Origin of the sequence: Streptomyces sp. NPDC006384 (assembly GCF_042870695.1) — a bacterium.
In the GTDB taxonomy this organism is placed as follows: domain Bacteria; phylum Actinomycetota; class Actinomycetes; order Streptomycetales; family Streptomycetaceae; genus Streptomyces.
Map to the genome: position 1 here is coordinate 11,824 of NZ_JBIAHR010000034.1, position 12,025 is coordinate 23,848.

A 12,025-nucleotide genomic window follows, 5' to 3' on the forward strand; every position below is an offset into this window, starting at 1 on the left:
GTCAGTCCTCCCCCTGGTGGCGCAGCGCGACCGCCGGCTCGGCGCGCGGCAGCGCTGCCGCGGCCGTGATCAGCACCAGCGGAGCGGCCATTCCGGCGACGAGCAGGGCCACCTGCCCCACCGGCAGTTCCACGAGGACGGGCGGGACGGGCCGCGCGGCCCCGGACGTCAGCACGATCAGCGGCACCACGGCCCGGGTCAGAACCGTGCCCAGCGCGAGCCCGGCCAGCAGACCGACCCCGATGAGCAGGCTCTGTTCCGTCGCGACGAGCCGGGCGAGGTCCCGGCGGGGTGTGCCCAGGGCGCGCAGCACCGCGAACTCCGCCGTCCGTTCCCGCCGCGCCCCGGCGGCGCTCACCGCGAAGCCCCCGGCGGCCAGGGCCACGGCTGCCACCGCCACCGCCGTCAGTGCCGAACGCGGTCCGGCACCCAGCGGATCGCGCAGCAGATCCGCCGCGGTCTCGTCGCGCACCAGGACCTGCTGCGCCTCCAGGTCGGGACGCGCCCGCAGTGCCGCGGCCACCTCGGCGGCCTTGCCCGGCTCGGCGCTCACCCACCACTCGGTGGGCGTGAGCGGCGTGGTGCCCCGCTGGGCCAGCAGGGCGTCGACGGCCCGCAGATCGAGCAGCAGCGCCCCGCCGGCCCCGCTCTGCCCGGCCGTGTCGGTGGCGGTGGTGGGCAGTTCGTGCACCGCCCGGACGATCCGCACCCGTACCTGCTCCCCGGACAGCGGGACGTCGACGGTGTCGCCGGGCGCCGCCCCCGAGGCCCGCAGGAAGTCCCGCGTGGCCACGGCAGCAAGGGTGCGCGGCGCCCGGGCCCCGGTGGTGTCGGCCCGCACGGTCCATGCCGGCACCGCGTCGTACCCGTCGTCACCGGCGGCGCCGGTCTCGTACGACAGGGAAAGCGGCGCGGTGTCCGACGCGGCCGGTTCGGCGGGGGTGCGGGAGAGGACCTCGCCGTTGCGGGTCACGGTCCGGCCGCCCTGCCAGCGGGTCCCCGGGGGCACCCGCACGGTGCGCGCAGAGCCGTCGGGACCCGTGGCGAGCAGCCGTTCGACGGTGAAGCGGTGCTGTTCGGCGCGGTCGGCGGGGACGGTGTCGTCGAGCTGCAGTCCGGTCAGCCGCAGCGGTCCGGCCGGCGCGGCGCGGCGGCCCGTCGCCGTCCGGTCCAGTTCCAGCGTGACGCGGTGGACCCGGCCGTCGACCGGGACGTTCCCGGCGCCCAGCCGGTAGGCGATGCCGTACCCGTCCTCGACGACCACCGTCAGCAGGGGCGCGCGGCCCGAGGGGGAGCGTTTCGTGCGGGCCCGCTCGTCGGTGATCCGCACGTCCAGGGCGAGGAGCCGGGTGCCGTCGGGAAGCCGCACGGCCCGGTTCTCGTCGGTCGGGGGCGGGGCCAGGGTCCGCAGCAGCTCGCTCGGGGGCTCGTCGGCGAGGTCGCCGCGCATCAGCATCCCCTCCCCGGCGCGGGAGGTGTCCAGCGCGAGGACCGTCGCCTCGCGGTTCCCGGACAGGCTCAGTGCGGTGCGGTGCGCGGGGGCGGCCTCGCGGGCCCCGGGCAGTGCCGCGTAGAGCCCGGTCTGTCCGGGGCTGCCCGGCCGGTGGTCCAGGACCCGGACGGCGGCGCCCGTGCGGAAGTCGGCCTGGTCGTCCTGCGACCGGTCCCAGGACGCGCCGTGCCCGATGGCCAGCATCCCGGTCGCCACGGCGACGATCAGCAGCAGCACCGGACCCGCGCCGCGCAGCGGACGCCGGCTGAACTGCCAGCCCGCCAGCGCCGCCGGGAGCCCGCGTCCGCTCGCCGACCGCCGCTCCGCGAGCCGCGCCGCGAACGGCAGCGCCCGCAGGGTCAGTACCGTGCCCGCCAGCAGCGCCAGCGCGGGCGCCACGACCAGCAGCGGATCCATGCCCAGCCGCCCGGCCCGGTCCCGGCCGATCACCCCGCCGTCCGCCGCACCGGTCTGCCGCTGCAGCTGCCAGTAAGCCACGCCCGCGATCAGCAGCAGCGCGAGGTCCGCGCCCGCGCGCACCGGGGCGGCCGATGTCGCCGCCCGGGCCCGCCGCAGCCGCGCGGGCGCCTCCATCGCCCCCGTCAGCACGGGCGCCACCACTGCCACCGCGCACATCAGCGCGACCCCGCCCGCGACCAGCCAGACCCCGCCCGACGGGGCGGTGCCGAGCCGCAGGCCGATCCGGTCGAGCGAGGACCACCCGGCGAGCAGCCGGGCCAGCGGCCCCGACAGCAGCGCGGCGCACACCGCGGCGGGCACCGCCAGCAGCAGCGCCTCCAGTCCGGCCAGCGCCGCGATCCGGCCCCGCGAGGCGCCCCGGGCCCGCAACAGCTGCGTCTCGCCCGCCCGTTCGCTGCTCAGCAGCCGGGCCACCAGCAGCAGCGCGTAACCGGCGAGCAGCACCAGTTGCAGGGAGACGATCAGCAGGGTGGAGCGGGAGACCAGCAGGGCCCGCTCGGTGCGGTCGAGGACCTCGGGGAGCTTGGTGCGCACGGTCGCCGAGCCGCCCAGGGCGGCCTCCTCGCGCAGCTGGGCGGCCGCCCGCACGGTCGCCGCACGCAGGGCGTCGAGAGAGCCGGTGGTCAGTTCGCGGTGGTCGGCCGTCGCGACCCAGCCGGTGCCGCCCGTCGTGACGCGGCCCGAGGCGAGCACCGCCGCGTCGGCCAGCAGCGGCCCGTACGTGGTGAAGGCGACCGTGCGCACCCCCTGGCCGCCGAGCGTGTCGGCCTGCCAGTACGGGTCGAAGCCGTCGGCCACCCGGTACACGCCGGTCACCCGTACGCGTACCGGCTCGCCGCCCAGCCGGTCGGTGAGGGTCAGGTGCGCCCCGGGCCGCAGCTTCAGCCGGTGAGCGGCCGGCTCCGGCACGGCGACGGGCACGGTGCCGGTCCGGGAGGTCGGCGCCGGGCCGGGCAGCGTGCCCGCGACCAGCTCGACCCGGGACCGGTCCAGGGCGGCGAGCAGCGTCAGATCGGGCTGTCCGGCACGGGCGTCCGCGCTCTGCAGCGAACGTGGCAGAGCGTACGGCCCGGACCGCTCCAGCCGCCGCACGGTCACCGGGAGTCCGTCGAACGCCTCGCGCGCCCCGCGCTCCACGGCACGCTGCGCCGCGTCCCGCCTCTGCCGGGGCACGTCCGCCTCGACCACGAAGGAGGCGGAGGACTTGGACCGGTCGTCCAGCGTGGAGCGCAGCGCGGCGTCACCGACGGAGTCGGAGAAGGCCGCGAGGGTGGCGAGCACCGAGGTGGTCAGCAGTGCAGCGAGCAGGGCGGCGACGATCAGCAGCCGATGCGCGCGCAGACGCAGCAGCACCAAGCCTGTCACTGTTCCCCCACCCCGTCGGCCGACCTGCTCCCTCCCGGAATCCGCCATGCATATCACGGAGTCGACGGTTCGGTACATGCGTTCGAAGCAGGGGCCTTGTGCTCTTGACCATCCGGACGGTTCCGTATGGGATGCGGTGATGACCGAGAACACCAGCCCGGGAACCGGCGCCGCCCTTGCCGGCGACCCGTCCGGCGAGCCGATGCTCCGGGTCGAGGACGTGCACCACTCCTACGGCACGGGCGCCGCCGCCGTGCACGCCCTGCGCGGGGTCTCGTTCGCCGTCCGGCGCGGTGAACTCGTCGCCCTCAAGGGCCGTTCGGGCTCGGGCAAGACCACGCTGCTGCATCTGATCGGCGGCCTGGACTCCCCGCAGGGCGGCCGCGTGGTCGTGGACGGTACCGACCTGTCGACGCTGGACGAGAACGGACTGCTCGCACTGCGCCGCGACCGGATCGGGTTCGTCTTCCAGTCGTTCGGGCTCATCCCGATCCTCACCGCCGCCGAGAACGTGGGCGTGCCGCTGCGGCTGCGCCGGGCCGAGGTGCGCGAACGGGAGGAACGGGTGGCGTTGCTGCTGGCCCTGGTGGGCCTGGCCGGACACGAGGCGCAGCGGCCCGCCGAACTGTCCGGCGGCCAGCAGCAGCGGGTCGCCATCGCCCGGGCCCTCGCCAACCGCCCGGCCCTGCTCCTCGCCGACGAGCCGACCGGGCAGCTCGACGCCGCCACCGGCCTGGCGGTGATGGAACTGCTGCGGGCCGTGGTGCGCAGCGAGGGCGTCGCGGCCCTCGTCGCCACCCACGACCCCCAGCTCCTCGGTCTGGCCGACCGGGTGCTGGAGCTGAGCGACGGAGTGGTCGTCGAGCAGTGAGAGAGTGAGGCCATGGCCGCGATCGGTCCGGGCGGGGTGCAGCAGAGCGCCCCCGCGCCGGCGCACCTCTACGAGAGCGCCGGGGTGTCCCCCGGTCGACGCCGTCTCCGGAAGGCGAGCTGAACCAGGTCGTCGGCCGGCTCCCCTTCCGGTGACGCCGCCCTGTTCGGCAGGCCGGACCTGGCCGGCCGTCCTGCGGGCGGCGTCACGACGGCGTCAGCCCATGGGCGTGCCTGTCCTCCTTCAGGCCGGGGTGACGTTCTCGGCCTGCGGACCCTTGTCCCCCTGGGTGACGTCGAAGCGGACCTTCTGGCCCTCGTCGAGTTCCCGGTAACCGCCACCGGCGATGGCCGAGTAATGGACGAACACATCCGGCCCACCGCCATCCTGCTCGATGAAGCCGAATCCCTTTTCCGCGTTGAACCACTTGACCGTGCCGGTGGCCATGAACTGTCTCCTTCGGTGAGCAACGGACGCACGGGCGGCTGTGTGCTGCCGCGCCGTACGACGGATCATCCTGGCCGGGACAGACGGAGCGAAGCAGAAACGCTGGCCACCGCACGTCCTGCTCACAGGGCATCACCTCAGTGGGCCCGGGCCGGACGGTCAGGCAGCGGCCGGGAGACGGGCACCGTCGTCGGCCGATTCGTCCGGGTGCGGCTGGTCACCACACGCCGATGGACCAGGCGTCGCCCTCCCGAAATACCGGACGGAGCCGTTCCGCCGTAAGCGGTCCCGCCGCCCGCCAGTGTCTGGACTCGGCGGAGCGGGCCGCCGCCGAAGTCGCGGCGGTTGTCGGGGAGGTGCGCGGGCGCCTCGCGGTGGGGCTGTTCCCCACCGTCGCCGCCGTGGACGTGCCGAACGCCCTTGAAGACTTCCACCGGCGTCATCCGAAGGCCCGGAGCAGTCTCCGTGTGGGAGCGAGCGATGAGCTCGTCGAGCAGGTCGGCCAAGGGGAGAGCGAGGTGACCAACGCGGACTGCCTGGCCCGTCCGGTCGGCGCGGGCCTCGGCGTCGCCCTGCTCCCGTCCACGTACGTCGCGGGCCTGGCCGGGATGGTCACGATCGAGGTCACGGACGCGTGGACGAGCCGGGGCGGCAGTCCGCCCGGGTGGCCTCCGGCCCTCATCGCCGTTGTGCCGCCCGGGTTGCCCGTCCGTGCCGTCGGCACCGTCGTCGTGCGGGGTTCGCTCGGCCGCTGCCCCGCCGCCGAGGCGGCTGCGCCGCACCGGTAGCATCCGTGAACGGCCGGCTCGCCGACGAGGCGTGCTTTCCGGGAATGCGCGGCCGGCCGGTCAGGAATGCGGGACGACCGGCTGCCTCGGCCGTGACGAGCACGTCCTGTCCGGCTGGAACGGCCGTCCCGGCGTCCGCGGCGGGGGCGGCTGTGCCGGCCGCAGGAAACCGATGTACACGGAGGGTGTCCTGTGCCGCTCGTACTCACCATCGACACCGTGCGATGGCAGCGACACCAGCAGCGGGTGGCGGCGGAGTTCCCGGGACTGGTTCCCGTCTGCAAGGGCGACGGGTACGGCTTCGGCCAGGACCTGCTCGTGCGCCGGGCGGCCGCGCTGGACGTGCCGCTGCTGGCCGTCGGCACCACCGGGGAGGCCGAGCGGGCCCAGCGGTCCTTCTCCGGTGACCTGATGGTGCTCGTGCCCCACCAGGCAGGCGAGACGCCCGCTCCGGCATCCGACCGGATCGTCCGGGTCGTGTCCTCCCCCCACGGCCACGACGGGCTCCGGGGCCGCAGAGTGGTCGTCAAGCTGGCCTCGTCGATGCGGCGGCACGGGATCGCACCGGACGAACTGCCGGCCGTACGGGCTGCCATGGGGGCCTGGGAGTTCGAGGGCTTCTCCCTGCACCTGCCGTTGCGGCGCCACCCCGGCAGCGGCGGGATCGAGGAGGTCAGCGCGTGGATGCGGCATCTGGTCCGGGCCAGGATGCCGGTCCGCACCCTGTTCGTCAGTCATCTGTCGGCCGAGGAGGTGGCCACGCTGCACACGGAGTTCCCCGGCACCGACTTCCGGCTGCGTGCGGGAACGCGGCTGTGGCTGGGGGACCCGAAGGCGACCCGGTACAGCAGCGACGTCCTCGACGTCACACCTCTGGACGGCCGCCCGCGTCCGGGCCGGTTCGGCAGGCGGGGGGCCGAGCGGCGGTTCCGGGTCACCGCGGCCGGCGGGGTCTCGCACGGGGTGGGGCTCAAGGCGCCCAGGACACTGCAGGGCGTGCGGGAACGTCTCCGGCATGTCGCGGGCATCGGGTACGCGTCCTTGAACATGCATCTGTCGCCCTTCGTGTGGGACGGGCAGCGCTGCCGCTTCGCCGAGCCTCCTCACCTGATGGAGTCCGTCCTGCTGGTGAGTACGGAGACGCCCCCGGAGGCCGGTGACGAGATGCGTCTCCTGCTCCGGCACACCACCACCCGCCCCGATGTCGTGCGGGAGTGCCCGCCGGTGGATCCGGCGCCCTCCGGTGCCGCCGGGCAGGAGCGGGGTGGCCTCGCGGACCGGTGACCGTGAAGCGCGCGGTGCGCCGCACGGCCACCGGTGGCCGGCCGTCCTCCGTCAGCTTTCGCGGCCCGCGGCGGACGCGAAGCCCAGCCAGGTGTGGCGATTGCCCCACCAGCACCAGCCGACCTTCGGGGCGTTGCGCCTGTCACGGCCGTCCCGGCCGGTGCCGTTGCTGATCCAGATCGCGGGGGTCCGGGCGTCGTACGCGCCGTTCGCCTTGCGCAGCCGCGAACCGATGGTCATGAAGCAGCGGTTGCGCTCGAGCACCGCCGGCTGCTGGAGCACCCAGTGGATGCCTTCGGTGAGCACCAGTGGGGTGCGGTTCGCTCCGGTGAGCGCGGGCAGTGCTTCCTCCGGGCTCCAGTTGGCCATGTGGTCGCCCCTGTCGACGCCGGTGACCACGTAGAGCGGGGAGTCCGGCAGGTCCAGTCCCTGAGGGGTGAAGCGGTCGACGTCGGGCATGTCGGTGACGACGAAGCCGGGTTTGCCGGAGTGGCGGAGCAGCGGGGCGAGGAGCGAGGCGGGGACGCGGCCGGGGTGGATCGCCAGCAGGGTGTCCACATCCCGGTGGGCGTGCTGTCCGGCGAAGGCGCGGACCTCCTCGGCCGGTATCCCGGCCTGTGTGTGCAGCCCCAGCTCGATCAGGCGTTCCGCCTGGGTCGGCAGCGCCGGTGTCGGGGGCACGACAGTGGTTCGGGTTTCGGGCAATTCACCTGCTCCTTGCCGGGGCGGACGGGCCGGCTCCGTACGAGCCGGAAGGGACCGGGGAGGGCGACACCGCCGGCGCATGGACCGCACCTGCGTGACGAGCACTCGGCCCGATGGTTCAAGCCCCCCTGGCCCACCCCTTCGCACATTACCTCGTGAGTGAATTCCCGTCAGGCACGGCATGGATGTCCGCGGTGCCGGGCGTGCTTCTCCTTTCACCTGTTGTGTCTCTCCCCGCGGGCCTGCCGGAAGGCGTCGGAGATCGTTTCGGCGGCCCCGGCCAGAAGTCCCTTCGTCGCGCCGCGGGCCCCCGACTCTTTGACGCGTCCCGGCAGTTCGGCAAGTCCGGCAGGTTTGCGCGGTCCCGCCTCCAGGTCGAGACGGTTGCACGCCTCGGCGAAGCGGAGATAGGTGTCGACGCTGGCCACCACGATGCGCACGTCGATCTTCAGGATCTCGATGCCGACGAGGGAGACCCGGACGAAAGCATCGATCACCAGGCCCCGGTCGAGAATCAGTTCCAGTACGTCGTAGAGGCCGCTGGAACCTCCCCCGCCGCCCTGCCGTACCGCTGTGGTCACCGCGGAGCCCCTTTCACGGTTCTCGGCCGCCCGGCGGGCGGCGTCCCCTTCCGTGCGGATACCCCGTCCCGTTCACTCAAACGGGTGAACGGGTCCGAGCGGTTCAGCGTGCGGGCCGCCCCGGTTCAGTCCTTCCCGGGGTGCAGCCCCGGGCCCTCGCCGTGGCCGGTGAGCGGGGTCGGGGAGAGGTCCGTCTGCTCCTCTCCGGGTTCCAGCAGGGTGTCCGCCGCCCCGACGATCAGGGCGTCGGGCTTGCCGACCGCGTCGGCGTCCTTGGTGGGGTAGTCGCAGCGGTAGAGCAGGCTCCGCATGGCTTCGAGCCGGCCTCGGCGCTTGTCGTTGTTCTTCACCACCGTCCACGGTGCGTGCGCGGTGTCGGTGGCCCGGAACATGTCGACCTTCGCGGTCGTGTAGTCGTCCCAGAGGTCGAGCGAGGCCAGGTCGGTCGGTGAGAGCTTCCAGCGGCGCACCGGGTCGACCTGCCGTATGGCGAACCTGGTGCGCTGTTCGGCGCGCGACACGGAGAACCAGAACTTGAACAGCATGATGCCGTCGTCCGTCAGCAGTCGCTCGAACAGCGGGGCCTGTTCGAGGAAGTGCCGGTACTCGGCTTCCGTGCAGAAGCCCATGACGCGTTCGACGCCGGCCCGGTTGTACCAGGAGCGGTCGAAGAAGACGATCTCCCCGCGGGCCGGCAGATGGGCGACGTAGCGCTGGAAGTACCACTGTCCGGCTTCGCGTTCGGTGGGCTTCTCCAGGGCGACCACCCGGGCCCCGCGGGGGTTGAGCCGTTCGGTGAAGCGCTGGATGGTGCCGCCCTTGCCGGCCGCGTCCCGGCCCTCGCACACGACGACGATGCGCCGGCCGGTCTCCTTCACCCAGCGCTGCAGCTTCAGCAGTTCGATCTGGAGGACGCGTTTGGTCCGCTCGTACTCGCCCCTGCCCATCCGGCGGTCGTAGGGGTGGTTCTCCCGCCACGTCTCGACGGGGCTGCCGTCGGCGTTCAGCAGGACCGGCCGTTCCGGGCGCCGGTCGTCGACGCGCATACCGTCCAGCAGTTCCTCTCCGGCCGTTCCGTCGCCGGATCCGCTGCTCTCCGCGTTCGCCCTGCCGTCGTCCGCCACCGCACCGTCCTCTCTGTTCGCGGTTCCAGTGCCCCGCGGAGCGCCGGTGAACCGTGCCGGCGGCGGGGGTGTCCGCGCGGTCAGCCGCCCTCGGGGCGGTCACGGTGCCGCCGGTTCGCCGTCCGGGACGCACGCGGGGTCCGTACCGCCGGCCGTCGTCACCGGGTACTCCCCCGCGCCGCAGACGTCCCGCTGGTACGGCGGGCACGGGGCAGGAGTTCCTCCACGAGCGCGGCGACCTGGTCCACCTCGATGAGGAAGCCGTCGTGGCCGTAGGGGGACTCGATGATCCGCAGGCCGTCCGACGTGCCGATGCCCGCGGCCAACTCCGCCTGCTGGGACGGCGGATAGAGCCGGTCGGAGCCGACCCCGGCCACCAGGGTCCTGGCGGTCACCCGGTTCAGCGCGGCGCGCACACCACCGCGGCCGCGGCCGATGTCGTGGCTGTTCATGGCCTCGCACAGCACGACGTAGCTGCCCGCGTCGAAGCGGCGCACCAGCTTGGCGGCGTGGTGGTCGAGATAGGAGGCGACCTGGTAGCGCCCGCCGGACCACGGGTCCTCCGCGCCCTGGGCGGTGCGGCCGAAACGCGTCTGCAGTTCCGGCTCGCTGCGGTAGGTGACGTGGGCGAGACGCCGGGCGAGACCGAGTCCCGTGTGCGGCTGCCGGCCGGTGGCGTGGTAGTGGCCTCCGTGCCAGTCCGGGTCGGAGCGGATGGCGCGCAGCTGGATGTCGGCCCACGCGATCTGCTCGGCGCTCGCGGCGGCCGTCGTGGCGAGCAGCAGGAGCGCGTCGGTCCGTTCGGGATGTGTGACGGCCCATTCCAGTGCCCGCATGCCGCCCATCGAGCCGCCCACCACCAGGGCCCAGCGGTCGACGCCCAGTGCGTCCGCCAGGCCCGCCTCGGCGGCCACCTGGTCGCGCTGGGTCAGGAACGGGAAGTCGCCGCCCCAGTGCCGTCCGTCCGGACGGACGGAGGCGGGGCCCGTACTGCCCTGGCAGCCGCCGAGGACATTGGGGGCGACGACGTACCAGCGGTCCGTGTCGATCGCCCGTCCGGGCCCGACGAGCCCGTCCCACCAGCCGGGAGTCGGGTGTCCGGGCCCGGCGGGGCCGGCCACGTGGCTGTCCCCGGTGAGGGCGTGCAGTACCAGCACGGCGTTGGAGCGGTCCGGTGCGAGCCGGCCCCAGGTCTCGTAGGCGAGGCGCAGGCCGGGCAGCCGGCCGCCCGCTTCGAGACGGAGCGGTGTGTCGCGCTCGTACCAACGGCGGCGCCCGGGCGGGTCCCCCTCCCGCCAGGCCCCGGAGGCCGGCGGGAGGGGGGTCTGCGCAGGTGCCGGTACGGCGTTCAGAGCGCGCCCTTCGCCGCCCGGAACCCGGCCTCCAGGTCGGCCTTCAGGTCGGCGAGGTTCTCGATGCCCACCGAGAGCCGCACCAGGCCGGGTGCGGCGCCGGCGGCCTCCAGCTGCGTCTCGTCCAGCTGGCTGTGCGTGGTGGACGCGGGATGGATGACGAGGCTGCGGACGTCTCCGATGTTCGCGAGGTGGCTGAAGAGTTCGACCCCGTCCACGAAGCGCCTGCCCGCCTCGGCACCGTCACGCAGCTCGAAGGCCAGCACGGCGCCGGCGCCGCGGGGCAGATAGCGCCGGGCGGCGTCGTACCAGCGGTTGGAAGGCAGTCCCGGGTAGTGGACGGTGGCGACCTCGTCGCGCTGCTCCAGCCATTCGGCCAGGGCCTGGGCGTTCGCGGAGTGCCGCTCGATGCGCAGGCTGAGCGTCTCCACGCCCTGCAGCAGCAGGAAGGCGGAGTGCGGGGAGAGCGCGGGGCCGAGGTCGCGCAGCAGCTGGACCCGGAGCTTCACGGCGAAGGCGCCGGGTCCCAGCGCGGGCCAGTACCGCAGGCCGTGGTAGCTGGGGTCGGGCTCGGTGAAGCCGGGGAAGCGCCCGGTGCCGGCGCCGAAGTCGAAGGTCCCGCCGTCGACGACGACGCCGCCGATGGTGGTGCCGTGCCCGCCGAGGAATTTGGTGGCCGAGTGGACGACGACGTCGGCGCCGTGCTCGATGGGCCGGAGCAGGTACGGCGTGGGCACCGTGTTGTCCACTACCAGCGGGACTCCGGCTCCGTGCGCGACGTCCGCCACGGCCCGGACGTCGAGCACGTTGCCGCGCGGGTTGCCCAGTGTCTCGGCGAAGAGGGCTTTGGTGCCGGGCCGGATCGCAGCCCGCCAGGCGTCGAGGTCGTCCGGGTCGTCGACGAAGGACACCTCGATGCCGAACCTCGGCAGCGTGTGCCGGAACAGGTTGTACGTGCCTCCGTACAGGGAGGCGCTGGAGACGATGTGGTCACCGGAGCCGGCCAGGGTGAGGAGCGCCAGGGTCTGCGCCGCCTGTCCGGACGCCAGGGCCACCGCCGCGACGCCGCCCTCCAGGGCGGCGACGCGCTGCTCGAAGACGTCCTGGGTCGGGTTGTGGATGCGGGTGTAGATGTTGCCGGGCTCGGCGAGCGAGAACAGGTCGGCGGCGTGCCGGGTGTCCCGGAACACGAACGACGACGTCTGGTAGATCGGCGTCGCCCGGGCGCCGGTCGCCGGGTCCGGTGCGGCGCCCGCGTGGACCTGCTTGGTCTCGAAGGACCACGCCGGGGTGCCGGACCCGGTGGGCTCCTCGTCGGGCGTGTGACCGGCGGTGACGGAGTCGATCGGCTGGCTCATGGTGCTGCTCCCTTGTGCGGTGGAGGGGATGCGGACGGAGGACGGAGGGCCGTGGGGCCGGAGGCGGAGGGGACGGTGGGCGGGCATCGCCCGGAAGGACCCGGTGCGTCGGTGCGCGAGGAGAGACCGCAGGGCCGAGAGCCGTGCCCGGACGCGGGCAGCGGTCGGTGCGGTGCGG

9 protein-coding genes and 1 pseudogene are annotated in these 12,025 nt (G+C 74.1%); 3 read left to right on the top strand and 7 right to left on the bottom strand.

Going from position 1 to position 12,025, the window contains the following annotated elements:
- Position 1: 1 nt before the first annotated feature.
- On the bottom strand, positions 2–3,337 hold the full coding sequence (locus ACFYOJ_RS32985) for an FtsX-like permease family protein (protein ID WP_356557410.1): 3,336 nt from the start codon (positions 3,335–3,337) through the stop codon (positions 2–4).
- Positions 3,338–3,476: 139 nt separating this feature from the next.
- Here ACFYOJ_RS32985 and ACFYOJ_RS32990 point away from each other — a divergent pair, with 139 nt between their 5' ends.
- A complete protein-coding gene (locus ACFYOJ_RS32990) occupies positions 3,477–4,208 on the top strand; it encodes an ABC transporter ATP-binding protein (RefSeq protein WP_356557409.1) in 732 nt (243 codons plus the stop codon).
- Positions 4,209–4,451: 243 nt separating this feature from the next.
- On the opposite strand, the gene ACFYOJ_RS32995 is transcribed toward ACFYOJ_RS32990, so the two are convergent.
- The gene (locus ACFYOJ_RS32995) at positions 4,452–4,655 is read right to left on the bottom strand and encodes a cold-shock protein (RefSeq protein WP_356557408.1); all 204 of its coding nucleotides are present in this window, start codon (positions 4,653–4,655) and stop codon (positions 4,452–4,454) included.
- Positions 4,656–4,942: 287 nt separating this feature from the next.
- Here ACFYOJ_RS32995 and ACFYOJ_RS33000 point away from each other — a divergent pair.
- Positions 4,943–5,443, top strand: a pseudogene (locus ACFYOJ_RS33000) (LysR substrate-binding domain-containing protein); the annotation flags it as partial.
- Positions 5,444–5,635: 192 nt separating this feature from the next.
- Positions 5,636–6,727, top strand: a complete 1,092-nt coding sequence (locus tag ACFYOJ_RS33005; protein WP_356557407.1) for an alanine racemase — start codon at positions 5,636–5,638, stop codon at positions 6,725–6,727.
- Between the two features lie 51 nt (positions 6,728–6,778).
- Here the strand turns inward: ACFYOJ_RS33005 and ACFYOJ_RS33010 are convergent, their stop codons facing one another.
- The 5 genes from ACFYOJ_RS33010 to ACFYOJ_RS33030 form a co-directional block, all read right to left on the bottom strand.
- Positions 6,779–7,432, bottom strand: coding sequence for a DUF5701 family protein (locus ACFYOJ_RS33010; protein WP_356557406.1), 654 nt, complete (start codon positions 7,430–7,432; stop codon positions 6,779–6,781).
- 215 nt (positions 7,433–7,647) lie between these two features.
- On the bottom strand, positions 7,648–8,013 hold the full coding sequence (gvpJ, locus tag ACFYOJ_RS33015) for a gas vesicle protein GvpJ (protein WP_356557405.1): 366 nt from the start codon (positions 8,011–8,013) through the stop codon (positions 7,648–7,650).
- A 125-nt stretch (positions 8,014–8,138) separates the two neighbouring features.
- A complete protein-coding gene (gene ppk2 / locus ACFYOJ_RS33020; protein WP_388598446.1) occupies positions 8,139–9,137 on the bottom strand; it encodes a polyphosphate kinase 2 in 999 nt (332 codons plus the stop codon).
- A gap of 158 nt (positions 9,138–9,295) precedes the next feature.
- Positions 9,296–10,489: a homoserine O-acetyltransferase gene (locus tag ACFYOJ_RS33025; RefSeq protein ID WP_356557421.1), complete on the bottom strand. Its 1,194-nt coding sequence runs from the start codon at positions 10,487–10,489 to the stop codon at positions 9,296–9,298.
- Positions 10,486–11,847 (bottom strand): bifunctional o-acetylhomoserine/o-acetylserine sulfhydrylase, encoded by a 1,362-nt coding sequence (locus tag ACFYOJ_RS33030; RefSeq protein WP_356557404.1) that lies wholly within the window; start codon positions 11,845–11,847, stop codon positions 10,486–10,488. Before ACFYOJ_RS33030 ends, ACFYOJ_RS33025 begins: the two co-directional genes overlap by 4 nt.
- Between the last annotated feature and the right edge of the window lie 178 nt (positions 11,848–12,025).